This is a genomic window from Anaerolineales bacterium (assembly GCA_015075725.1).
GTDB lineage: Bacteria > Chloroflexota > Anaerolineae > Anaerolineales > Villigracilaceae > Villigracilis.
In genome coordinates this window covers 4,561,236-4,584,232 of the sequence record JABTTV010000001.1, presented here as the reverse complement: position 1 = coordinate 4,584,232, position 22,997 = coordinate 4,561,236, and the positions used below count along the sequence as shown (strand labels likewise).

The window sequence follows — 22,997 nt, the reverse complement described above, 5'->3', positions numbered from 1 at the left end:
TCTCTTGCGTATCCCAACGATGTTTGTGCATCGCAGCAACGACTAGAGAACGTCTTCTACGCTGTAGAAACAATCATGCCAAAACATCGCGTCCTGTTGATATGTTCGCAACATCTTTTCGGCGAGAGCATGGAGAAGATTTTGCGCGCCGAAGCGGACGTGGAGTTGGTCGGTCCGTGGGGCTTGGGGGAGGAGGTCTGCTCGAGGATAACCGAGGCAAGCCCCGATGTGGTCTTGATTGCGGACGACGATTCTCAAAGCGAGGCGGCGGCAAGTTTGACATCCGCCATCATGGAGAGGAATCCGAACCTGCCCATCATCCGCGCGAGACTGGCTGAGAATGTCGTCCGGGTCCACTCCACGCACATCCTGCCCGCCAGCGGCGCCGACCTGCTCGAAACAATCCGAAACCTGCCTGCCATTTCAGCGGGCAAATCATCCGACGAGAGGAGCAAATAAGCAATGAGCGATAACAGAAAGCCTGCCGCCATGCTCAGGCGTTTTTCCCTGCCTTTGATGTTGGGGGCGGCGTTGATTTTCATTGCAACCACGTTCAGCGTTGCCTCCGCCATGCCGCCGCTTCAGACGGACGGGGAGGCATTGTTCACGGCGAAGGGGTGTAACGCCTGTCACACGATCGGCGGCGGCGATTTGGTGGGTCCCGACCTTGCGGGCGTGACTGAACGCCGCACGGAGGAATGGCTGACCCAGTGGTTGACCGCGCCCGACCAGATGTTGACAAGCGACCCCGACGCCCAGGCGATGCTGGCGCAATATAACAACGTCCCGATGCCGAATTTGGGATTGAAGCCCGATGAGGTGGCGGCGTTGATCGCGTATTTGGGCGGCGGCGCGACGTCGGGCGGCTCTTCGGCGGGACTTCCAGCGGGGGACGCGACCTCGGGCAAAGCCTACTTTGTGGGCGATAAACGCTTCGAGAACGGCGGTCCGCAGTGCATGTCCTGTCACAGCGTGGCGGGACTCGGTTCTCTCGGCGGCGGCAATTTGGGTCCCGACCTGACGACGAGCGGCTTTGTCCAATCGGATGCGGCATTCGCGGCGTTCATGGGCGCGCCGTCCACGCAGACGATGGGCGCGATCTGGGTGAAGACTCCGCTGACGGCGCAGGAGCAGGCGGATTTGTACGCCTTCCTGAGCAAGGCTTCGGTGACGAAGCGCGAGCCGAGCGCGTTGTTGCAGATCGCTTTGTTGAGCGCGGTCGGCGCGGCGGTATTGATCTTCCTCGCGCAGTTGACCTGGGGCAAACGCTCGAAGGGCGTGAGAGTACCGATGATCGAACGGACGTTGGCGAAGAAATAATACATTCCCTCACCCCTAACCCCTCTCCCAAAGGGAGAGGGGAACTCCCTTCCCCCTTCGGGGGAAGGGCTGGGGATGAGGGCAACAACGGAGGCACCTAACATGAGTTGGATTCAGGATTTGGTCAACCCGCAAGCCCGCCAGTGGGAGGAGTTCTATCGCAACCGCTGGCAGCACGATAACATCGTCCGCAGTACGCATGGGGTGAACTGCACGGGCGGATGTTCGTGGCAGGTTTATGTCAAGGACGGCATTATCACCTGGGAAATGCAACAGGTGGATTATCCGCTGTTGCAGGACGGTCTGCCGCCCTACGAGCCGCGCGGATGTCAGCGCGGGATTTCGGCGTCGTGGTACGTCTACAGCCCGATCCGCGTCAAGTATCCGTACGCGCGCGGCGTGTTGCTGGACTACTGGCGCGAAGCGAAGCAGAAACATCTTCATCCCGTGGACGCGTACGCTTCCATCATGGAAGACGAGTCGAAGCGCAAGCGCATCCAGAAGGCGCGCGGCAAAGGCGGATTCCGCCGCACGAACTGGGACGAAGTATTGGAGATCGTCGCCGCTTCGATGATCTACACCGCGCGGAAGTACGGTCCCGACCGCGTCTTCGGCTTCTCGCCGATTCCCGCGATGTCGTATCTTTCGTACGGAGCAGGCTCGCGCTTCCTGCAACTGTTCGGCGGCGTGAACATGAGTTTCTACGACTGGTACGCCGACCTGCCGAACGCCTTCCCCGAAATCTGGGGCGACCAGACCGACGTGTGCGAAAGCGCGGACTGGTACAACAGCAAGTACATCGTCTCGATGGGCGCGAACCTGAACATGACGCGCACGCCCGACGTTCACTTTGTTTCAGAAGCGCGGCATGAGGGCGCGAAGTTCGTCGTCATCGCGCCAGACTTCTCTCAGGTGGCGAAATATTCCGATTGGTGGATCCCCGTCAAGGCGGGGCAGGATACGGCGATCTGGATGGCGGTCAATCACGTCATCATCAAGGAATATTACACGGATCGGCAAGTCCCGTACTTCATCAACTACTTGAAAGAAAACACCGACATGCCGTTCCTGATCGAATTGGAGAAGGACGGCGACGGCTACAAGGCGGGACGTTACATCCGCGCCAACACGGTCAAGCGTTACAAGGACGTGGAGAACGGCGATTGGAAATTCCTTGTCCACGACGCGAAGGCGAACGCGCCGCGAATGCCGAAAGGCGCGGTGGGCGACCGCTGGAGCAAGGAACAAGGCAAGTGGAATATCAAGATGGAAGACGGGTTGGATGACCAGCCCATCGAGCCGACGCTTTCATTTCTCGGTTCGCAGGATGAGACGGTCAACGTCGCGTTCTACGAGTTCGCGGAGAAAGTCACCGCCATGCGCGGCGTCCCCGCGAAATACATCGAGACCGAAGGCGGGAAGAAACTCGTCACGACCGTCTTCGATCTGGTCGCCGCCCAGTTTGGCGTGAGCCGCGGACTGCCTGGCGATTACCCGCAGAGTTACGACGAAGTCGGCGCGTATACGCCCGCGTGGCAGGAATCCTACACGGGCATTGGGCGCGACACGATCATCCGCCTGGCGCGCGAGTTCGCCTCCAACGCCGAAGCGACAAACGGCAAGTCCATGATCATCATCGGCGCGAGTATCAATCACTGGTACAACAACAATCTCGTTTATCGCGCGCCGATATACGCGTTGATCCTGTGCGGCTGTTGCGGAGTCAACGGCGGCGGGATGAACCATTACGTCGGTCAGGAAAAACTGACTCTGGTCGCGCCGTGGTCGAGTCTCGCGTTCGCGCTCGACTGGCAGAAGCCGCCGCGCCGACAGCAATCCCCCACGTGGCATTACGTCAACAGCGACCAGTGGCGCTACGAAGGCGACTTCACCGATTACGCGCCCATCCCGCCCAAGACGAAATGGGCGAAGGGTCACGCGATGGACTTGGAAGCGATGGCTGTCCGCATGGGCTGGATGCCGTACTTCCCGCAGTTCAAGACCAACTCGTTTGAAGTGGCGAAGGGCGCCGAAGCCGCGGGCGCGAAGACCGCCGAAGATTTCTCCAAGTGGACGGCGCAACAACTCAAGGACGGCAAACTCGAATTCTCGGTGGACGACCCCGACGCGGAAGAGAACTGGCCACGGGTGTGGGTCATCTGGCGCGGCAACGCCATTCAATCCAGCGCGAAGGGACACGAGTTCTTCCTGCGTCACTATCTCGGCACGCACGATAACATCATCGCGGAGGAACACGCCAGGGACAAGGTCAAGACCGTCAAGTTCCGCGAACCCGCGCCGCGCGGCAAAATGGATCTCGTGGTTGACCTCAACTTCCGCATGGACTCGTCCGCGTTGTATTCGGACATCGTCCTGCCCGCCGCGTTCTGGTACGAGAAGAACGACCTGAACACCACCGACCTTCATTCCTTCGTCCATCCGCTCGGGCAGGCTGTGCCGCCCGTGTGGGAGTCAAAGACGGACTGGGAAATCTTCAAAGCCTTCGCCAGGAAAGTCAGCGAAATGGCGCCCGATATCTTCCCGACTCCGCTCAAGGACGTGGTGACGGGTCCGCTCATGCACGACACGCCCGACGAACTTTCGCAAGCCGAAGTGTTGGACTGGCGAACGGGCGAGTGCGAACCGATTCCAGGCAAGACCATGCCGCACATCCGCGTGGTGGAGCGCGATTACGCCAACCTCTACAACAAGTTCATCTCGCTGGGACCCAACATCCGCACGGACGGAATCAACGGCAACGGCGTGCAAATCCACGTGGCGAAGTTCTACGACGACCTGCTGAAGAATCCCGTCGGCGGTTCGCCCGACCCGCGTCACATGCGATGCGTGGAATGGGGCGGGAACAAATATCCGTCGGTGGAAGACGCGCTTGACGCGGCAAACGTCCTGCTCTTCCTTGCGCCCGAAACGAACGGAGAAGTCTCCTACGCGGCGTTCAAGCATGAGGAAGAACGAGTCGGAATGCCGCTGGCGGATCTCGCCGAAGGCGTGCGCGACGTGCGCATGACCTTCTACGATCTGACGCGACAGGTGCGCCGCACGCTCATCAGCCCGTGCTGGTCGGGCATAGTCAACGACGGGCGCGCGTATTCCGCCTGGTGCCTGAGCGTGGAGCGGCGCGTCCCCTGGCGCACGTTGACGGGACGCCAGCACTTCTACATTGACCATCCGTATTACATGGACTTCGGCGAAAACCTGCCGACGTTCAAACCCAAACTGGTCTCGAAGCCTGGCGACTGGAAGAAGATCGGCGACATCGTGAACAGCCCCGTGGACGATAAGAGCCTGATCCTGAACTACATCACGCCGCACGGCAAGTGGAACATCCACTCGACCTACAAGGACAACCACCGCATGTTGACCCTCTCGCGCGGCATGGATCCCGTCTGGTTGAACGACAAGGAAGCCGAAAGCGTCGGCATTGTGGATAACGACTGGGTCGAAGTCCACAACGACAACGGCGTGGTCGTGACACGCGCGGCGGTCAGCGCCCGCGTCCAGCCTGGGACGTGCCTGTACTATCACGCGGTCGAGCGCACGGTCTTCATCCCCAAGTCGCAGATTCGCAAAGGCAAGCGCGCGGGCGGTCACAACAGCCTGACGCGCACGCGCATCAACCCCGTCCTGCTGGCGGGCGGCTACGCCCAGTTCACCTACGGCTTCAACTATTGGGGACCCATCGGCGTGTTCACGCGCGATACGTACTGCGTGGTGAGGAAGATGGAGAAGTTGGAGTGGTGATTGTTTTCCTCACCCCATCCCCCCTCCCACTGGGAGAGGAGTGAAGGGATGAGGGATAACCAAGGAGTTAGACGATGAACGAGCAAATCAAGGATGGTTCCCTGAAAAAGGCGTTGATTGATAGCGAGAACGCCCTTTGGGGAACGCTAAAGAATAAACATCCCGAACAATTCGATGAGTTTTCTGAGCAGTTCGGCAAGTTCTTCGCCGATGATTACCGCGGCGTATACGCGTATGGAATCAACGCCAAGAGCGATGAGATTGAGGGAACGCGTTGGTGCAGCCTGCAAAAGTATTCACTGACCGAAACGGAAGTGACATTCCCAACCAGCGACATGGCAGTCGTAGTCTATAAGATTGTCACGGAAAACTTTAGCAAAGAACAGGATATCTCTGGCGCTTTCAACGCCTCTTCCGTCTGGGTGAACCGCGGCGGTCAATGGCAGTTGATTCTTCATACGGAAGCAAGACTCAATAACGCATAATGCGATACGCAATACGCGAACCGCAAAAGGAGCAATGGCATGGATATTCGCGCACACGTTTCAATGGTCTTTCATCTCGACAAGTGCATCGGCTGTCACACGTGTAGCATCACATGCATCGAAGCGTCTTTGCGCGATGACGACGGCGCGCCTGTTACCGGTTAGTTCGTTAGAAAGGAAAATTTAGCCATGTTCACTATTCAAAACAAAAACCGCACTATATCGGTTGTCATCATATTGGCAATGGTCCTTAGCCTTGCGCCTGTCAACCCCGCGCGCGCGGCAACGCTTACGCAGAGCGTCACCACCATCGCCGGGAACGGCCTCGCCACCTTCTCGGGTGATGGCGGCCCGGCCACCGCGGCCGCGCTCAGCGGTCCGACCGATGTGGCAGTCGCAGCCGACGGCACCGTGTACATCGCCGACAGCGGCAATCTCCGCATACGCCGCATCAGCCCGGGTGGCGTCATCAGCACGATCGCCGGCAACGGCGCTTATGGCGACGGCGGTGATGGCGGCCCGGCGACCGCTGCGCAGCTCGGTTCAATAGAGGCCATCGCGCTCAGCCCGGCAGACGACATCCTCTACATCGCGGACGTCGGCATGAACCGCGTGCGCCAGGTGGATCTCGGCAGCGGCGTGATTACCACGTTCGCGGGCCGTGGCCTGGATTACATCGGCCACGGGGGCAACGGCGGCCCGGCGACAGACGCCTGGATCGGGATACCCCTGGGAATAGCGGTCGACCCGACCGGCAACGTGTATTTCACCGAGTTCATTTACTGCACCGTGCGCAAGGTGGACATCGCCACCGGCGTCATCACCCGGGTGGCCGGCTCCGGCGTGGCCGGAGATTGCGGTTCGGAGGGCGACGGCGGTGATGCGCTGGCGGCGCGTCTCAACTCGCCCAGTGGCGTGGCCACGGATGCCGCCGGCAATCTGTTCGTGGTCGAGCTGGGAACGAACACCGTGCGTCGCATCGACGCCGTCACCCACATCATCACCACGATCGCGGGCGGCGGCGCCACCCCGCCGGGCTTCGGTGACGCGACGACCATGGACCTCGGTGATATTCATGGCATCGCCATCGACGAGGCCGACAACCTCTACGTCTCGAATCACGCCCAGGTGTTCAAGGTCGACCTCGACACCGGCATCCTCTCCGTCTTCGCCGGTACGGGCGTCAGCGGCTTCTCCGGTGACGGCGGCCCTGCGCTGGACGCTACCTTTTCGGACATTTGGGGGCTGGGCGTCAGGGGAGCCGCGCTTTTCATTGCCGACACGCAGAACAACCGCATCCGCGCGGTCCTGCCGCCGCCGCCACCGGACGATCTGGTCATCGATCTCGCCACCTCGCAGGCGCTGCTCGACAGCCTGAACGCGGTGGCGGGCAGCATCGTCATGATCAACGTGGATGGCCGCGAGTATCTCGTGGTGCCGAACGTGGCGAGCGTCGGGCTCGACGTCACCCTCACCGGCAACGATCAGCTGCTGGTCATCGACCTCCATGCCCTGCAGAGCGCCGGCGGCAACATCACGATCTCGGGCAACCTCGCGCTGCAGAGCGTGGACTTGAGCGGGCTGGAGACGGTGGACGGATCGCTGTCCTTCTCCGGCAACCCGGCGCTGAACGCGATCCTGATCTCGGGCGTGACCGGCATCGGCGGCGATCTCACGCTGGTCGGGACCGCCGCGACCGTCATCGACCTGTCGTCGCTGACTACGGTCAGTGGGTCGGTCGACATCAGCGAGAACGGGTCCATGACGACTATCGACATGTCGTCGCTCGCGGCGGTGGGAGGGAACCTCGAGGTCAGCGATAACCCGTCCATGACGACGATCGACGTGTCCTCGCTCGCCACCGTGGGGGGCGATCTCGTCGTCGTCGACAACGGCGACGCTACCGTCGACATGTCCGCGGGGGCCGACGTGGGCGGCAACCTCACCGTCGAGACCACGGGCACGGGGACATTCTATATGGGAGACAGTGCCGTCGGCGGGGATATCTCGCTCGATGCGACCGGCTACACCGGGATCAGCGGGACCACGCCCGGCGGCGTGCTCGACCTCGCGGTGACCCACCCCGAGGCACTGATGCACCTGCAGGTGCAGGCGGCAACCTTCGAGACGCCGGTGAGCTTCATGGTCACCCGCGTCGATCCGGTCGCCTTGGCGTCGGAGGACGGCGTCGATGCGGGCGGGGCCCCCGCGACTGTCGACCCCATCGTGGCGTACCAGTTCATGTTCGCGGTCCCGACGCTGAATCGCGACGCGACGCTCTCGTTCGACATCGACCTCGCCCAGCTCGACGCCGCCACGCAGACCGCGCTCCTCGACGCGCTCGACGCCGGCACGGCGACGCTGGTGACCAAGGGCGACGCGGTCGGCAGCGTCTACCAGGCGTTCCCGATCTGCTCGGGCGCGGACGTCCCGACCGCCGACGGCTGCGTGCTGGTCGAGACCTTCGATGCGCTCGGACAGCCGACCAGCGGCACGCCTGCCATCGTTCGCTTCAGCAACGTCGTCGGTCACTTCTCCACCTGGGCCGTCGCGATCGTGACACCTGAAGATACAACCGTCGGTGACACAACGCCGCCCGATACAGTGATTGACAGTGGACCTGTGAATCCCACCAACAGCGCCGCGGCAACCTTCACGTTCCATGGTTCCGATGATGTGACTCCAGCCGCATCCCTTACCTTCGAATGCGCACTGGATGGCGGTTCGTTCTCAGCCTGCACCGGTCCAGCAGTATTCACTGGTTTAACCGATGGCAGTCATGGCTTCGCAGTACGAGCCAGAGACGGCGCAGGTAACCTCGATCCCACCCCTGCCACTCATTCCTGGGTCGTGGATACCACCCCGCCCACCCTCAACCCGGTCGTGTCGCCCAATCCCGTAATGTTAAATGGTTCAGCATCGGTCACATCCGGTGCGGCAGATGCACTCTCCGGTCTGGCTTCGCAAAGTTGTGACGCGCTCGATACCAGCAGTGTAGGAACAAAGTCCGTGACTTGTTACGCGATGGATAATGCCGGCAATACGAACAGCGCAAGCACTTCGTACACCGTAACCTATAATTTCACAGGCTTCTTTTCACCAGTGGATAATCTGCCAACGTTGAATCTGGTCAATGCCGGGCGCGCCATTCCTGTGAAGTTCAGCCTTGGCGGTGGCCATGGACTGAATATCTTCGCGGCGGGCTATCCCAAGTCTGAACCGATTGCTTGTAGTTCAACTACCCCTGTGGATGGCGTTGAAACCACTTTCACAGCCGGTTCGAGCAGTCTGTCCTATGACCCATCTTCTGACCAATACACCTTCGTGTGGAAAACGGAAAAGTCATGGGCCGGCACATGCCGCCAGTTGGTCGTGAAGTTGATTGACGGCACAGTCCATCGTGCAAACTTCAAATTCAAGTAGCGGAAGGAACAACGCTGGTCGAGTCGTAATGCGGGATGGGCCGCAATAACCACCCATCCTGAATTGGGAACACTTTTCAAGGAGCAAACAAATGGATATTCGCGCGCACGTTTCAATGGTCTTCCATCTCGACAAGTGCATCGGCTGTCATACGTGCAGTATCGCCTGCAAAAACATCTGGACGGATCGCAAAGGCACCGAGTACATGTGGTGGAACAACGTCGAGACCAAGCCTGGCACGGGCTATCCCACCCTGTGGGAAGACCAGGACAAATACAAAGGCGGCTGGGAAAAGAAGAACGAAGAGTTGAAGTTGAAATTGCACAGCAAACTCGGCGCGCTGGGCAACATCTTCTACAACCCCTACCTGCCCACCATTGACGATTACTACGAACCCTGGACGTACGACTACGAGAATCTCTTCAACGCGCCCGAAGGCGACGACCAGCCGACCGCCCGCGCCATCTCGATGATCTCGGGCAAGCCGATGGACAGCATCGAAGCGGGACCCAACTGGGACGACGACCTGGGCGGCTCGCCCCTTTATGCCCGCAACGATGTCAATCTCGACGAACTCACCGACGACGAGCGCGAGCAACTCAACGAACTGGAGCGCGTCGTCTTCTTCTACCTGCCGCGCATCTGCAACCACTGTCTCAACCCTGGCTGTGTCGCGGCGTGTCCCGCGGGCGCCATCTATAAACGCGGCGAAGACGGCATCGTTTTGCTCTCGCAGGAAAAATGCCGCGCCTGGCGCATGTGCATTTCGGGCTGTCCCTACAAGAAGACTTACTATAACTGGGCTTCGGGCAAATCCGAAAAATGTATTTTGTGCTACCCGCGTCTCGAATCGGGACAACCCCCCGCCTGCTTCCACTCCTGCGTGGGACGCATCCGCTATCTGGGAGTCCTGCTCTACGACGCGGATCAAATCCAGAAATGCGCCTCAGTCCCCAACGAAGAATTGGTCGCCGCGCAACGGAACATGATTCAAGACCCGTTCGACCCCGAAGTCATCAAAGCCGCCAAAGCCAACGGAATCTCCGACGCGATGATCACCTCCGCTCAGAATTCGCCCGTCTATAAGTTCGTCAAGAAATGGCAGATCGCGCTTCCGCTTCACCCCGACTTCCGCACCCTGCCCATGCTCTACTACGTCCCGCCCATGCTTCCCGTCCTTGCCAAGACCGACAAAGACGGCAAGTACGACGTGGCAGGACTCGACAATGAAGGCTTGCCCGCCATGATCAGTTCATTGGAAAAGGCGCGCATGCCCATCAAGTACATGGCGAGCATGTTCTCGGGCGGCAACGTCAAGGTCGTGGAAGAGGTCTATCGCAAACTCATCGCAGTCAGAATCTTCAAGCGCGCGCAGAAAGTCAAAGACTACAAACAAGCCGACGTGGACGCCGCGCTCGCGCAGGGCAACACCAACGCCGACGAAGTGGAAGCCATCTTCCGCCTCACGTCGCTCCCGACCTACGAAGAACGCTTCGTTGTCCCGCCGCTCGGGCGTGAGGTCGCCGTCGAATCGTGGGAAGTCCCGCTCGACCGCAAGCGCGAAGCGGGCTTCGGCGTCCGCAACAAGATCGCGAAGAGGAAGTTCTAATGTATACCGAAACCGAAATGCGAAGCCTCTACCAATGCTTCGCCCGCATATTGGAATACCCCGCGGGCGGCACGCTCCAAGCCGCCATCAAAGCGCAGGGACTCTTGATTGACGAAGACCCCGCCTCCGCCGCGCAGTTGAAGGAATTTCACGACTACGCCGCGTCGCTCCCGCCTGGACGACTCGAAGAAGTGTACACAGGCACGTTCGATTTGGACGCGGCTTGCCATCCGTACATCGGCTATCACCTCTTCGGCGAGACCTACAAACGCAGCGTCTTTCTCGTCGGGTTGAAACAGCGTTACAGCGCGGAGGGATTCGTCTTCCCCGAAAACGAATTGCCCGACCATCTCGCCGTCATCCTGCACTTCCTTGCCACCACCCACGACGAGACACAGGCGCAGGAAATCGCCCGCGACGCGCTGCTTCCCGTGTTGGATCGCATGACGGGACGCGCCAAATCCGAAGGCTTCGACGAAGACGAAAACGCCGAAGCGCCCAAGGCGGAGGAAGAATCCGAAAAGCGCACTCAATTCCACGGCGTGTTGGAGGCGCTGCGCTCCGTCCTGCAAAACCAGTTTCAAGTCCTGACCGTGTTGGAACCCTCCGCCTGAAAGAGGTCAACCGCGAAGACCGCAAAGGTCGCGAAGTCAAAACCAAATTAACGCGAATTACGCGAAGAAGCGAATTTCGCAAATAAAAAAGAATTCGCGTCATTCGCCCATTAGCGGCATTCGCGTTGAAAAAAATCTTTGCGCTCTCCGCGCGCTTCGCGGTTCAAAGAATCTCAAAAGGAGCAATCCATGTTCGATAACGCCCTGTTCATCGGCTTTCCCTACATGGCAATCGCCATCGCCATTGCCGTCACCATCTACCGTTTCTTCTTCGACCCGTATTCCGTCTCCAGCCAGTCGTCGCAGTTTCTCGAAAACCGCATGCTGTTCTTCGGCTCGGTGCCGTGGCACTACGGGTTGATCACCATCCTTCTCGGACACCTCACCGCCCTGCTCTTCCCCAGCCTGTGGGGATTGTTGACCGCCAACCAAGTCCGCCTCTACGTTCTCGAAATCACAGGACTCGCGCTCGCGCTGATGGCGACGGTCGGACTCGTCCTGCTGTTCTACCGCCGCATGGCAAACGCCCGCGCGCAAGCAGTCACCTCCGAACTCGATTGGATTCTGCTGTTCTTCCTCTTCCTGCAAGTCGGTCTCGGATTCTGGGTCGCCTACTACTACCGCTGGGGCTCGGATTGGTACTTGCACACCGCCGTCCCGTGGCTGGTCTCGCTCCTCAAATTCCAACCCGACATTACCTATGTCACCGCGCTACCGTTCTGGGTGAAATTCCATTTTCTCAACGGCTTCGTCATTGCCCTGCTCCTCCCGTTCACGCGACTTGTGCATCTGCTCGTCTATCCCCTCTCCTATCTCTGGCGCGAACATCAGGTCGTGATTTGGAATCGCAGCCGATTTCGCTAATCATGAAATCTTTGGATGAACTCCTCTCCCAAAGCGCGACTCATCATCACCGCCTCTGCCCGCGGCAAGTCCTCGGCGCTCGCATCGGACTTTTGGCTGGACTCCTGCTCGACCTGCCTTTGCCCCAACCCGAAAAACGCCTCATCGCCATCGCCGAAACGGACGGCTGCTTCGTGGACGGACTCTCCGCCGCGACTGGTTGTTACGTCGGCAGGCGCACCCTCCGCGTCGAAGACTACGGCAAGACCGCCGCGACCTTCATTGACTCGCTCACTGAGGGAGCCGTCCGCATCGCGCCGCGGCAGGGAGTCCGCGAACTGGCATGGGACCACGCCCCGTCCGCCCGCAACCGCTGGGAAGCGCAACTCATCGGCTACCAGCACATCCCCGACGATTTGTTGCTCGACTGGCAACACGTCGAACTGACGACTCCTATCAAGCAAATTGTCGGTCAGGCAGGCAAACGCGCGGAGTGCGAAATCTGCGGCGAAGAGATCATCAATCAACGCGAACTCCTCCGCGAAGGGACGGTCTTATGCAAATCCTGCGCGGGGGAGTCGTATTTTCGCCTCCCCCATGAGTATCAATTGGACGCGGATCGCGAAGCACACGGAGAACGCGGATGTTTATAAAAATTTCTCCGCGTACGTCCGCGCTCGTCCGCGTCCCATAAAGATTTCCCCGTTCAACCAACCTACATGTTAATCACCCACGCACTCCTCGGCGAACACGGCGTATTTCACTTCCTGCTCGCGCACATCGAACAATCCCTCCCCGCGCTCGATTCCCTCTCCAGCCTCCAAAACCGAATCGCCGCCTTCGCCTCCGCCCTCGAATCTCACGCAGGCATCGAAGACGAACTGCTCTTCACCGCCCTCGAACCCCACCTCGGTACAGCGGGCGGACCTCTCGCCGTCATGCGCTTCGAGCATACCCAAATCACCGACCTGCTCGGCGCCATCGAATCCGCCAGCGACCTCGACTCCGCCCGCGCCCTCGCAAAGCAAATGATCGAAGTCACGCGCGGACACTTCCAAAAGGAAGAACAAATCCTCTTCCGCATGGCGCATCAGTTCTTGGGCGAAGACGAACTCGCCACCCTCGGCGCAAAATGGGCGCAGAAACGTGCGCCATTGATTTCCCTTGACATGCAATGAGCGAATCCAAGTCCAGCCTCTTTCACACACTCCTCCGCGAAAGCGCGGAACTTCATCCCGCCTATTTCGCGCTCGTCATGGCGACGGGCATCGTGTCCATCGCCGCCAAACTGGAGAACATGCCCCTGATCGCATGGTCTCTTTTTATCGCCAATGTGGGGTTTTACGCGATCTTGTGGCTGTTGACGCTCCTCCGCGTCTTTCGCAATTTCGGCAGGGTCGTCGCCGACCTGATCACCCACGAGCGCGGACACGGATTCTTCACGACTGTCGCGGGGACCTCCGTGCTTGGCAGGCAGTTTCACGTCATCGCGGATCTTCCCGAAGTTGCCGCGATCCTCTGGCTGGTGAGTCTCATTCTGTGGTGTGTTCTAATGTACACCTTCATCACAGCCGTGACTGTGCGCGAGACCAAGCCATCGCTCGAAAACGGCTTGAGCGGCGGTTGGCTTTTACTCGTGGTTTCCACTCAATCCATTTCCGTGACGGGCGCGAGCATTGCCGATCACTTTGGGACGTGGGCTGAGGCGATTCTTTTTCTGACGCTATCCATGTTCCTGCTTGGTTTTCTGCTTTACCTTCTCGTCACCTCCCTGATCTTTTATCGCTTCACATTCTTCAAATTCAGCCCCGCGGAGTTGACGCCTCCCTACTGGATCAACATGGGCGCCATGGCGATCACCACGCTGGCTGGCTCGATCCTGATCCTTGAAGCCAATCACTGGAAAATCATTGTGGACATGATGCCTTTCTTGAAAGGCATTACCCTGCTCTTTTGGGCGACTGCGACCTGGTGGATTCCATTGCTCATCATCCTCGGCGTTTGGCGTCATGGTTACAAACGCTTCCCGATCACGTACGATCCCTCCTACTGGGGTTTGGTCTTTCCCCTCGGCATGTACACCGTCTGTACATTTCAACTCGCCAAAGCCCTGAAGCTCGATTTTCTGTTCCTCATCCCGCGTTACTTTATCTATCTTGCCATTGTGGCATGGCTCGCCGCATTCATTGGGTTGATCGTTCAACTGATAAGGAAACTCTTCGCGCGTCTCACGTAAGGAGGTTGCCATGAATAATCCCAAAAGGATTGTGGGCATTTCGCCAACCAGGGTTTTCTCTGCCCGCGTTCTCCGCTTTATTACGATTCTGGCGCTCTATGCAATGGGATGTGGGTCGGGATCCAATATTCCGTCGCCGAAGGAAAATTCTGACATCATCGCCGAAGCGCCCGCGATATCGCAGGAGCCGATCTTCCGCGACGACTTCAACGGTAACTTGAATCCCGCGTGGACGTGGCAGAACGAAGACATGTCACATTACAAAGTAAAGGAAGACGGCTGGCTGGAGATTATAGGCGGGGACGAGAGCGTATTGGCGGGAGGACAACAGGCAAATCTGTTGTGGACGTCATTGCCTGTAGGAGATTTCGTCATATTAATCCACTTGAAATCACAGCCGCTATTTGACTTCCAACGCGCGGGGATTCTTCTCTCTGGCAATTCTGGAGAATATGTGTCGTTAAATCGGGGCTATTGCATGGAATGTGTCTTGGGCGGCAGCGGCATTTTCCTGGAACACAATCTGGAAGGAGACCGAAGGAGATTCTCTGTCGCCACCGAAGCGACCGATCTGTATCTGATGATCATCCGATCGCGAGGAATCATCGGCGGGTTCTATGCCGTCGAGACAGGTCAATGGCAGAATATTGGAAATATAGAAAACGAGATTTCCTTTGAACGGGTCGGTTTGGATGTAACTAACAATAGCAAATGGGAGAACGGATACGATGTGGTTGGAAGGTTCGATTTCTTCGAGATGCGCGCTTCATATCATCAAAAGCGGCCTCCGCTTTGGGATGTGACGAAAGTCATTGCTTTTCTTCGGTGAAGCGTTATGATCGTTTCGTGTGCGATTCGAAATGCTAAAGGAGCGCCAGCATGAATCCATCGAACCATCCCGCAAGCCCGCCAAAACGAATCAGGGATTTGTTCAGGGAGCGCAATTTCGGCTCGCTGTACTTATCGTCCACGCTGACCCTCATCCCCTCCGCCGAATATGTTGCCGCCAACACCGACGAGACGCGCGACGCGCTGATCGCCATCGGCAACTTTGCCCTGCCCACTGAAACGGGCGAACGCGGAGGCATGGTCAGCGTGAAAGCGGTCAAGGAAGACGCGCTTCGGTATTGGGAAGCGGTGTTCAATGCGGTGGTGAATTGGAAGATGTAAAGGAGAATCACGATGAACCTCAATCCCACCTGGTCTGCGCTCGAAGAAATCTATGACATCCTCGGCGGGTACGGTTATCCCGCCATAGACAAAACCGCCGAAGAGATGGGCTTGGAACCCGATTTTTTCACCTGGCTCGTGGCGGTCTGGCTCTTCGGCGCGGAGACGTTCACCGTCGCAGATTTCATGCGCATGTTTCCTTACGGTCAGCCGCGGGAAAATGAGGAAAGTTTCACCGCCGCCGCGCAAAAGGGATATTTGATTTCAAATGGAAATAGCGGGTATGTCCGCGCTCAAAAGGGAATGGAAATCGCGCAGAAGTTATGGCGCGCCGCTGGGGACTCGCTTGCCAGCCTGAAACCAATCTCTGACAAAGATGAGCAAAGGCTCATGGAATATCTCGGACGATTGGTCAATGCTTCGCTCGCCGCGCCCGAACCGCCTTCGCATTTCTATCTTTCCCACAAACACGAAAACTACAGCCGCTATGGGACGAAATCTCCGCTCGAAGATTTCATTGTCCGCTTTGGGGCGCTCTCGGCGTTCCGCGATGACATGTACATCACGAGTTGGAGCGCGCACGGGGTTCAGGGTCATGTTTGGGAGACGCTCGACAAACTGACTCAAAACGACGCGCTGACCTTCGATGACTTGTTCGAAAAAGCCAAACGGCGCGTCCCGACGCGGGAACTGCTGGCGGAGAACATCATGGAACTCGCGCGGCGCGGGTGGGCGGACGACGCTTCGGGGAAGATTCAAATCACATCGGCGGGCAAACAGGCGCGGGCGGAGGTCGAAGCGGAGACGGAACGTCTCTTCTTCGCGCCGTGGGCGTGTTTGAATGAGTCAGAGTTGGAGGAGTTATCCACTCTCGCAAGTCAATTGCGGGATAGGTTGAGGCAATAGGAGGCTTCCATGAATCTCAATTCCATCTGGTCGGATTGCAAAGAATCTTATGACCTGCTCAACAAGGTCGTTTCCTCGGTCTATCGCAAGATGATCGAAGAGAAGGTTGTCCCCAAGGGGTTTGGCGGCTGGGGACCGTTTGTGGTCATGTTCCCCGATGGAGCGGTCACGTTCGAAAAATATCAGCGCATTTTCCCGTACGACGCGGAGCAGGTATTTCACGAATCTTTTTCTGTTGCCGCGCAGGAGGGATATTTGTCCTTCGATGGAAGTGGGTATCGCGCAACAGACAAGGGGGAGGAAATCACGCAAACGGTTATGCGGGCGTTCACCGATGCGATCGCGCCGCTCCAGCCCATGCCGCAAAGTGAACTCAAACGACTCGTGGACACCCTGATTCGATTGTGCGAAGCGACAGACGCCGCGCCCGAACCGCCATCGCACTTTTGCCAGACGGTTTACAAAAATTACAAACGCACCTTTCCCAGCGACGCACCTCTGCCCAGACTCTTCATCCACTACTTCAAGGAACTGGATTTCCACCGCATGGACTCGCACATGGCGGCGCGGCGGATTCGCAACATCGAAGGCAATCGCTGGGAAGTGTTCAGCGAAGTATGGGGAGGGAAGAACAACACACTCGATAAGATTTTCGATGAACTTGGCTTTCGCGGCATCTCCCGTGACGAATACGCCAGCATCTTACAGGAACTCGTCGCGCATGGATGGATCGAAGAAACCGCGGGCGGTTTTCAAGCCACCGCCGAAGGGAAACGAATCCGCGAAGAAGCCGAAGCCTTGACCGATAAATATTTCTTCGCGCCGTGGAATTGTTTGAGCGAGTCCGAGTTGGAAGAATTGGCAGGTCTCGCAAGTCAATTGCGGGATGGGTTGAATAATCCAGTAGAAAACCGAGGAGACTTATCATGAATCTGAAATCCCTTTGGTCAGCCCTCGAAGAGGCATATGAACCGCTTGACAGTTATCCCAATACCGTTCTGATGAAATTGATCCCTGAATTAAATCTCCCGCCAGGCTGGTTTACCTGGTTTGCGGCGGCAGTTCTTTTTGGCGCGGAACCCATAACTACAGAAAATTACATGCACCTGTTCCCGTATGGGTTGGCGCGCTTGATTGAAGAACGCTTTGCATCCGCCGCGCAACAGGGGTATTTGGTTGCGGAGGAGGGGAAGTATCGCCTCTCAGAGAATGGGGCGAGCGTCATTCAGCAAATTACTCAGGCAGTTGACGAAGCCGTCGCTCAACTGCAACCCATGTCTGCCGAGAAACTGCAACAGTTTGTAAATTACCTAATTTGGCTTGCCGATGCCTCGTCCATCGCGCCTGAACCGCCAACCAAATGGTTAAGCGCCTATAAACGAAACAATATGAATCCTGGAAAAGAAGCGTCCTTGCCCAGATTGATCATCTACTACTTTGATCAAGTCACGGCATACCGCGACGATGTGTACGTTGCAACGTGGGAGACACATCGGGTTGAAGGTCACGCATGGGATATGCTTGATAAGTTTTATAGCGGAGAAGCGCTTGCGTTCGATGAACTGTACGAGAAGTTAAAGGCGTGGGGAGTGCCTCAAGACGTCTACGCTCATGATCTACAGGAACTCGTGAAGCGTGGATGGGTAAAGGAAGAGTCGGGCAAGTATCAAATCACTCCCGCTGGCAAAAAAACTCGTGAAGATGTTGAAGCAGAAACAGAACGTCTCTTCTTCGCGCCGTGGGCGTGTTTAAGTGAGTCTGAGCTGGAAGAGTTGTCGAGTCTCGCAGGTCAGTTGCGGGATGGATTGATGCAATAAACTGAAGGAGAAAGGAGACACCATCGGGTTCAAATATTTCGAAGAGCTCACGACTTTTCTCGAAGCATGGATGAAAAATTCATCCAAAAGTGATTTGTCAAAAAAGGAGATGACAAAATGAACAAACTCAAATGGTGGCTGCGGATCGTCGGCGGGTGGTATTTGCTCATTGGGTCGACTGGTCTTGTGCTTCCAGTCTTCAACCCCGAAATGTACGCGGGAGGTCTTCCGTCCGCTCAGGCCGCGGACGAACTTGCCGTGGCGGCATCCATGGACATGAACTTCGTTGTGATGCTGGTCTTCATCGTGCTCGGCGCGTTGATGGAAGTTGCCAGCCGCGACCCGTCCCGCGCCCGATTCTTCATTTGGGCGATGGTCTGCCTGGAATTCTTCGCCTACTCTGTCGTAAACGTGATCTGGACTTTTCGCGGATGGCAGAACACGGTTCCCATCCTGATCTTGCACCTGCTCTTCGGCGCGACGGGATTCATGTTCCTGCGGCAAACGAAGGCGGAATAATTTTCACCAAAGGAGAACTCAAAATGAAACCAAAACTCTTCCTCACCATAGCGGGCGCGTATTTTCTGCTCGATGGATTTGCAGGCTTCTTCATGGTCAGCGGCTTTGACTTCATCGCCTGGGCGTACAGCATCTTTAGCATGTCGCTCGGCGCGTTGTTCTTGATGACGCGCGGTGAAGAAGCGTCGAAGGCGCGGAATACGATCTTTATGACAGGCTTTCTCGCCAGTTTTGCCGTCAGTCTCATTGCATATTATGCTCAATGGAGCGGACAGTTCATGGACTCGCCCGCAGGCTACATCCCACCGACCTTGTGGCTGATCGTAGCCTGCGGGTTCTTCCTGGTCGGTCGCGCGAATATGAAGTAAAGGAGAAAATCAAATGAAACCGAAAATCGTTCTCACGGTCGCCAGCGTTCTGTATTTCCTGCTGACAGTCGCCAGCTTTTCCATGACTGGCAGCGGCTTTAATTTCCTCGCGTACCTGGCGATTGTTTTGACCCTGTGCCTCGCCATCCTGTTTTGGTCGGTGCGCAATGCGCCTCCATCCAGCGCGCTTGATGCGATCCTGCTCACGGGTTTTCTGGCATACTTTTTGGGATGTATCATCGCTTTTTACGCCCAGTGGAGCGGAAATTACATGGATTCGCCCTTGGGCTATTTGGAAGGCGTTGCCTGGTTGGGAATGGCGGTCTGGTTTTTCCTTGTCAGGCGCGCGAATAAATCCCAATAGCGCCAGCCAAAATACAAAGTTCACCAAAGGAGTAATTACATGCTTTACCAACTCGTTGTCTTCCTGCACGTTGCCAGCGTTCTCGGATACCTGCTGGCGCACGGAGTCTCGGCGGCGGTTTCGTTCGCCCTCAAAAAGGAACGCGACATCAACCGCGTCCGCGCTCTGCTCGACCTTTCGGCGGCTTCATACCCCGTGATGTTCTACGCGCTGTACGCCTTCTTCATTTTCGGAATCATCGCAGGTTTCATGGGCGGATGGTGGGGGCGCGGCTGGATCTGGGCCTCGCTCGTCCTGCTCATCGCCATTGTCGTTTTGATGATGTCATTGGGCACGGGGATTTACAGCGAAGCGCGCAAAGCGGCGGGGATTCGTTACAGCGTCAAAGGAAAATGGTTTCCGCCCGAACCCGCCAAAAGCGATGAAGAGGTCATTGCGATTCTGGCGAAGGCGAATCCCGTTCTGCTCACCGTCATCGGCTACGGTGGATTCGCCGTCATCACCTGGTTAATGACCGCCAAGCCGTTTTAGAAATCCATGTTCACCGTCTACTTCGTCCTCATCGGCATCGCCGCCTTCTTCATCGCCGCGCTCGTCCTTGGCGTCTGGCTTCGCGCCCATCGCACCAAAGAAAACGCCGAACGCTCCAGCCGCGTCATGCACTTCTTCTTTTTCGCGGGAGAAATCGCGCCGCCGCTTGTCGCCATCTTCTACCCAGGTCTGACCCGCTTCGACGCGCTCCTCGGTCTGCCTTCGCTCCCGTTCAAGCCGTTCACCCTCGCGCTCGGCATCCTCCTCGCCATCCCAGGTTTGTATTTTATGGGCATCACCAACAAACTCCTGCGCTCCCTCGGAAGCGGAACCAACGCCTTCATCCTCACCAAACACATCGTGGACGACGACATCTACAAGCGGACTCGCAATCCGATGTCGCTCGGATTCTATCTCTGCGCCCTTGCCCTCGCCTTCGCTTCCTCCTCGACGTTTGTGCTGGTCGCTGCTTCGTTAGGCATGATCCCCGCCCATGTCTTTTTCCTCAAATTCTTTGAGGAACTCGAACTGGAGTTGCGCTTCGGCGAATCGTATTTGGAATACAAGAAGATCGTTCCATTCCTTATCCCTAGATTATCGAAAGGATAACAAATGTCAAATCGTAATTTGTTTCTTCTTGTAGGCTGGTCTGCCATCGTCAGCGCCATCGCCACGATTATCGGCGCTGTGACCCTGGTGATCTTTTTTAGCGTGGGCGATCCGTACGGGAAGATCAACGATGTATGCAGTGTCGTCATCGGGTTAACGGCGATCCTGATCCTTTTCGCGTTGTATCAAATCCATCGCGCTTCCGCGCCGACAGCCAGCCTCATCGCGTTCTTGATCGGCGCGGCTGCCATGCTGATCGGGGCGGCTCTTCAGGCATTGCTCGTCATCACAGGCACGAATTTTGGCAACATTGTCACTTTCGTATTTGGTGTCTACGGTGCCTCGCTCGTGACCTTTAATTGGCTCGCCAATTCAAGCAGATCCTTGCCTCGCGGTTTGTCATGGACGGGAATCGCGGCTGGTCTCGGCTATGTGCTGGTGACGGCTGGCTTCATCCTCGGCGGACCGAATCACCTGCTGACGTATATCGGTGGCGCGCTTTCCGTCATCGCTTATCCCACTTGGGCGATCTGGTTGGGACGCATGTGGTTGAGCGGACGTTAGACACCTTCGGCGCGTCCGCTGCGCGTTGTATGCGTAACCGGCGCTCTCTAGCGTCGGATCTAATCAAAAGGAGAATCCTCATGAAACTCGAAAAATCGATCCACATCAATTGTACGCCCGAGAAGGCATTTGCCTTTGCCACCGACTTCGCCAACGCCTCCAAATGGATGGTCGGATTCATCGAATCCAAAACCCTGACCGAAGGCGCGACGCGGGTTGGGACGCAGTATGCCTTTGTCTCCAAGTTATTGGGTCAGAAGATGGAAATGAAGTCTGAAGTCACCGTCTGGGAGCCTCCCACCCGTTACGCGTACAAGACTATCGACGCGCCGGTCTCCATGCAGGGTACTTTCACTTTCACTGCGGAAGACGGCGGGACTCTCGCCACCATGACAGGTGAAGGCGAGTTCGGCGGTCTCTTCAAACTCGCGGAGGGGATGATGAAAAGCCAGATGGACAAACAAATGGACGACACCATGAACGCCTTGAAAAAGGCGCTGGAAGGATGACACTTGTCATAGCGAGGAGGGTCGGTGGTCGAGTAGCGTTTTTTTGTGTATCGAGACAGACCCCGACCCGACGACCCTGGCACCGTGCGGCTTAAGCCGTACCAGGGCAGGTGAGCAATCCCATCGTTGCATCGGGGATTGCTTCGCTTCGCTCGCAATGACATGAGAAATATGAACTTACGAAAGGAGAATTTCAGATGTTCGTAAACCTGCTCGTTCTGCTCGTCGTTCTTCCGATCACTGTTTTCATCGGCAAACTCACCGTCAAAGCGCAGCAGACGTGGGTCAAGATCCTCGATGGAAAACAAGTTTGGGTGGAGGTCGAAGCGGAGAAGGAACGTCTCTTCTTCGCGCCGTGGACGTGCTTGAATGAGTCCGTGTTGGAAGAGTTGGCGAGTCTCGCAAGTCAATTACGGGATGGGTTGAAGAAATAAGAGGCTTATATGAATCTCATTTCAATCTGGTCTGTTCTCGAAGAAAGTTCCGACATTCTCGGCGACTACGCCTATCCCGCCATGGACAAGGCTGCCGAAGAACTGGGACTCTCGCCCGATTATTTCTCGTGGGTGGCGGCGGTCAATCTCTTCGCCCCTGATTCGTTCACGCTGGCTGAGTTCATGCGGATATTTCCTTACGGCTTGCAACAGGTCAATGAAACGCGTCTCGTGTCTGCGGTGGAGCAGGGTTTTTTGACTCTCGACGGTCAAGGTCAATATCGCGCCACGGAGTTGGGGATAAACATTGCCGTCCATCGCGTGTTCCAGGCGGCAAATGATTCCATTGTCTCGTTACGTCCCATGCCCGAGGAGGCTTTGAATAGGCTGGTCAACCTTCTCACCCGCATTGCAAATGTCGCGCTTGGAATGCCCGAACCACCCATCCAATTCACCACAAGTCACAAACGCAGATCGTACGATCGGATTGGCATGAGGGATTCGGTCCCGGGTTTTGTTGGGCGCTGTCTGGAAATGGAAGGCTATCGCGATGACGCGTACATCACGACATGGCAGGCTCATCGTATTGACGGTCACGCGTGGGAAGTTCTCGACTGCCTTTCGCAAAACGACACGTTGACCTTCGACGACCTGCACGAGAAAACCAACCGTCGCGGCGTGACGCGCGAAGTCCATGCTGAGGACGTGCAGGAACTCGCGAAGCGCGGGTGGGTGGACGACGCCTCGGGGAAGATTCAAATCACATCGGCGGGCAGACAGGTTCGGGCGGAGGTCGAAGCGGAGACGGAGCGCCTCTTCTTCGCGCCGTGGGCGTGTTTGAGCGAGTCGGAATTGGAGGAGTTGGCGAGTCTCGCAAGTCAATTGCGGGATGGGTTAAACAATTAATGAAAGGA

Annotated in this window: 25 protein-coding genes; all 25 read left to right on the top strand. The window is 57.3% G+C overall.

Annotation, left to right across the window (positions count from 1 at the left end; genetic code table 11):
* Positions 1-75 precede the first annotated feature (75 nt).
* The 25 genes from HS100_22015 (at position 76) to HS100_21895 (ending at position 22,989) form a co-directional block, all read left to right on the top strand.
* Positions 76-459, top strand: coding sequence for a response regulator transcription factor (locus tag HS100_22015; protein MBE7436608.1), 384 nt, complete (start codon positions 76-78; stop codon positions 457-459).
* Between the two features lie 3 nt (positions 460-462).
* Complete coding sequence (locus HS100_22010; protein ID MBE7436607.1) at positions 463-1,320, top strand: cytochrome c; 858 nt, start codon at positions 463-465, stop codon at positions 1,318-1,320.
* A 102-nt stretch (positions 1,321-1,422) separates the two neighbouring features.
* Positions 1,423-5,082 (top strand): nitrate reductase subunit alpha, encoded by a 3,660-nt coding sequence (locus tag HS100_22005; protein ID MBE7436606.1) that lies wholly within the window; start codon positions 1,423-1,425, stop codon positions 5,080-5,082.
* A gap of 74 nt (positions 5,083-5,156) precedes the next feature.
* Complete coding sequence (locus HS100_22000; GenBank protein MBE7436605.1) at positions 5,157-5,567, top strand: nuclear transport factor 2 family protein; 411 nt, start codon at positions 5,157-5,159, stop codon at positions 5,565-5,567.
* 189 nt (positions 5,568-5,756) lie between these two features.
* On the top strand, positions 5,757-8,990 hold the full coding sequence (locus HS100_21995; GenBank protein MBE7436604.1) for a hypothetical protein: 3,234 nt from the start codon (positions 5,757-5,759) through the stop codon (positions 8,988-8,990).
* A gap of 91 nt (positions 8,991-9,081) precedes the next feature.
* Positions 9,082-10,599 (top strand): nitrate reductase subunit beta, encoded by a 1,518-nt coding sequence (gene narH / locus HS100_21990; protein MBE7436603.1) that lies wholly within the window; start codon positions 9,082-9,084, stop codon positions 10,597-10,599.
* Positions 10,599-11,213, top strand: coding sequence for a nitrate reductase molybdenum cofactor assembly chaperone (narJ, locus tag HS100_21985; GenBank protein MBE7436602.1), 615 nt, complete (start codon positions 10,599-10,601; stop codon positions 11,211-11,213). Before narH ends, narJ begins: the two co-directional genes overlap by 1 nt.
* Before the next feature lie 189 nt (positions 11,214-11,402).
* Positions 11,403-12,077, top strand: coding sequence for a respiratory nitrate reductase subunit gamma (narI, locus tag HS100_21980; GenBank protein ID MBE7436601.1), 675 nt, complete (start codon positions 11,403-11,405; stop codon positions 12,075-12,077).
* Positions 12,078-12,079: 2 nt separating this feature from the next.
* Complete coding sequence (locus tag HS100_21975) at positions 12,080-12,709, top strand: TraR/DksA C4-type zinc finger protein (GenBank protein MBE7436600.1); 630 nt, start codon at positions 12,080-12,082, stop codon at positions 12,707-12,709.
* 66 nt (positions 12,710-12,775) lie between these two features.
* Positions 12,776-13,234 (top strand): hemerythrin domain-containing protein, encoded by a 459-nt coding sequence (locus HS100_21970; GenBank protein ID MBE7436599.1) that lies wholly within the window; start codon positions 12,776-12,778, stop codon positions 13,232-13,234.
* Positions 13,231-14,292, top strand: a complete 1,062-nt coding sequence (locus HS100_21965; protein MBE7436598.1) for a tellurite resistance/C4-dicarboxylate transporter family protein — start codon at positions 13,231-13,233, stop codon at positions 14,290-14,292. The genes HS100_21970 and HS100_21965 overlap by 4 nt, the downstream gene beginning before the upstream one ends.
* Before the next feature lie 10 nt (positions 14,293-14,302).
* Positions 14,303-15,121, top strand: a complete 819-nt coding sequence (locus HS100_21960) for a hypothetical protein (protein MBE7436597.1) — start codon at positions 14,303-14,305, stop codon at positions 15,119-15,121.
* A gap of 50 nt (positions 15,122-15,171) precedes the next feature.
* Complete coding sequence (locus tag HS100_21955; protein MBE7436596.1) at positions 15,172-15,462, top strand: hypothetical protein; 291 nt, start codon at positions 15,172-15,174, stop codon at positions 15,460-15,462.
* A 12-nt stretch (positions 15,463-15,474) separates the two neighbouring features.
* Positions 15,475-16,368 carry a hypothetical protein gene (locus HS100_21950; protein ID MBE7436595.1) on the top strand — a complete coding sequence of 298 codons (894 nt, stop codon included), beginning with the start codon at positions 15,475-15,477 and terminating at the stop codon, positions 16,366-16,368.
* A gap of 9 nt (positions 16,369-16,377) precedes the next feature.
* Entirely contained in the window at positions 16,378-17,298 is a 921-nt protein-coding gene (locus HS100_21945; GenBank protein ID MBE7436594.1) for a hypothetical protein, read from the top strand.
* A complete protein-coding gene (locus HS100_21940) occupies positions 17,295-18,185 on the top strand; it encodes a hypothetical protein (GenBank protein ID MBE7436593.1) in 891 nt (296 codons plus the stop codon). Before HS100_21945 ends, HS100_21940 begins: the two co-directional genes overlap by 4 nt.
* Positions 18,186-18,302: 117 nt before the next feature.
* The gene (locus HS100_21935) at positions 18,303-18,704 is read left to right on the top strand and encodes a hypothetical protein (GenBank protein MBE7436592.1); all 402 of its coding nucleotides are present in this window, start codon (positions 18,303-18,305) and stop codon (positions 18,702-18,704) included.
* A gap of 23 nt (positions 18,705-18,727) precedes the next feature.
* Complete coding sequence (locus tag HS100_21930) at positions 18,728-19,072, top strand: hypothetical protein (GenBank protein MBE7436591.1); 345 nt, start codon at positions 18,728-18,730, stop codon at positions 19,070-19,072.
* A gap of 13 nt (positions 19,073-19,085) precedes the next feature.
* Positions 19,086-19,436 (top strand): hypothetical protein, encoded by a 351-nt coding sequence (locus tag HS100_21925; GenBank protein MBE7436590.1) that lies wholly within the window; start codon positions 19,086-19,088, stop codon positions 19,434-19,436.
* Between the two features lie 39 nt (positions 19,437-19,475).
* Entirely contained in the window at positions 19,476-19,967 is a 492-nt protein-coding gene (locus HS100_21920) for a hypothetical protein (protein MBE7436589.1), read from the top strand.
* Positions 19,968-19,973: 6 nt separating this feature from the next.
* Complete coding sequence (locus HS100_21915; protein MBE7436588.1) at positions 19,974-20,576, top strand: hypothetical protein; 603 nt, start codon at positions 19,974-19,976, stop codon at positions 20,574-20,576.
* A gap of 3 nt (positions 20,577-20,579) precedes the next feature.
* Positions 20,580-21,140, top strand: a complete 561-nt coding sequence (locus tag HS100_21910; protein ID MBE7436587.1) for a hypothetical protein — start codon at positions 20,580-20,582, stop codon at positions 21,138-21,140.
* 80 nt (positions 21,141-21,220) lie between these two features.
* Positions 21,221-21,649, top strand: coding sequence for an SRPBCC family protein (locus HS100_21905; protein MBE7436586.1), 429 nt, complete (start codon positions 21,221-21,223; stop codon positions 21,647-21,649).
* Between the two features lie 197 nt (positions 21,650-21,846).
* Entirely contained in the window at positions 21,847-22,083 is a 237-nt protein-coding gene (locus HS100_21900) for a hypothetical protein (protein ID MBE7436585.1), read from the top strand.
* A 9-nt stretch (positions 22,084-22,092) separates the two neighbouring features.
* The gene (locus HS100_21895) at positions 22,093-22,989 is read left to right on the top strand and encodes a hypothetical protein (protein ID MBE7436584.1); all 897 of its coding nucleotides are present in this window, start codon (positions 22,093-22,095) and stop codon (positions 22,987-22,989) included.
* The last annotated feature ends 8 nt before the right edge of the window (positions 22,990-22,997 follow it).

Bases quoted from the DNA above. Each gene is read 5' to 3' on its own strand.
- HS100_22015 (MBE7436608.1), top strand. From the start codon at position 76: ATGCCAAAACATCGCGTCCTGTTGATATGTTCGCAACATCTTTTCGGC.
- HS100_21945 (MBE7436594.1), top strand. From the start codon at position 16,378: ATGAATCTCAATTCCATCTGGTCGGATTGCAAAGAATCTTATGACCTG.
- HS100_21970 (MBE7436599.1), top strand. From the start codon at position 12,776: ATGTTAATCACCCACGCACTCCTCGGCGAACACGGCGTATTTCACTTC.
- HS100_21930 (MBE7436591.1), top strand. From the start codon at position 18,728: ATGAAACCAAAACTCTTCCTCACCATAGCGGGCGCGTATTTTCTGCTC.
- HS100_21910 (MBE7436587.1), top strand. From the start codon at position 20,580: ATGTCAAATCGTAATTTGTTTCTTCTTGTAGGCTGGTCTGCCATCGTC.
- HS100_21915 (MBE7436588.1), top strand. From the start codon at position 19,974: ATGTTCACCGTCTACTTCGTCCTCATCGGCATCGCCGCCTTCTTCATC.
- narH (MBE7436603.1), top strand. From the start codon at position 9,082: ATGGATATTCGCGCGCACGTTTCAATGGTCTTCCATCTCGACAAGTGC.
- HS100_21900 (MBE7436585.1), top strand. From the start codon at position 21,847: ATGTTCGTAAACCTGCTCGTTCTGCTCGTCGTTCTTCCGATCACTGTT.
- HS100_21895 (MBE7436584.1), top strand. From the start codon at position 22,093: ATGAATCTCATTTCAATCTGGTCTGTTCTCGAAGAAAGTTCCGACATT.
- HS100_21920 (MBE7436589.1), top strand. From the start codon at position 19,476: ATGCTTTACCAACTCGTTGTCTTCCTGCACGTTGCCAGCGTTCTCGGA.
- HS100_21935 (MBE7436592.1), top strand. From the start codon at position 18,303: ATGAACAAACTCAAATGGTGGCTGCGGATCGTCGGCGGGTGGTATTTG.
- HS100_22005 (MBE7436606.1), top strand. From the start codon at position 1,423: ATGAGTTGGATTCAGGATTTGGTCAACCCGCAAGCCCGCCAGTGGGAG.
- HS100_21940 (MBE7436593.1), top strand. From the start codon at position 17,295: ATGAATCTGAAATCCCTTTGGTCAGCCCTCGAAGAGGCATATGAACCG.
- HS100_21905 (MBE7436586.1), top strand. From the start codon at position 21,221: ATGAAACTCGAAAAATCGATCCACATCAATTGTACGCCCGAGAAGGCA.
- HS100_22010 (MBE7436607.1), top strand. From the start codon at position 463: ATGAGCGATAACAGAAAGCCTGCCGCCATGCTCAGGCGTTTTTCCCTG.
- HS100_21950 (MBE7436595.1), top strand. From the start codon at position 15,475: ATGAACCTCAATCCCACCTGGTCTGCGCTCGAAGAAATCTATGACATC.
- narJ (MBE7436602.1), top strand. From the start codon at position 10,599: ATGTATACCGAAACCGAAATGCGAAGCCTCTACCAATGCTTCGCCCGC.
- HS100_21975 (MBE7436600.1), top strand. From the start codon at position 12,080: ATGAAATCTTTGGATGAACTCCTCTCCCAAAGCGCGACTCATCATCAC.
- HS100_21955 (MBE7436596.1), top strand. From the start codon at position 15,172: ATGAATCCATCGAACCATCCCGCAAGCCCGCCAAAACGAATCAGGGAT.
- HS100_21925 (MBE7436590.1), top strand. From the start codon at position 19,086: ATGAAACCGAAAATCGTTCTCACGGTCGCCAGCGTTCTGTATTTCCTG.
- HS100_21995 (MBE7436604.1), top strand. From the start codon at position 5,757: ATGTTCACTATTCAAAACAAAAACCGCACTATATCGGTTGTCATCATA.
- HS100_21965 (MBE7436598.1), top strand. From the start codon at position 13,231: ATGAGCGAATCCAAGTCCAGCCTCTTTCACACACTCCTCCGCGAAAGC.
- HS100_22000 (MBE7436605.1), top strand. From the start codon at position 5,157: ATGAACGAGCAAATCAAGGATGGTTCCCTGAAAAAGGCGTTGATTGAT.
- HS100_21960 (MBE7436597.1), top strand. From the start codon at position 14,303: ATGAATAATCCCAAAAGGATTGTGGGCATTTCGCCAACCAGGGTTTTC.
- narI (MBE7436601.1), top strand. From the start codon at position 11,403: ATGTTCGATAACGCCCTGTTCATCGGCTTTCCCTACATGGCAATCGCC.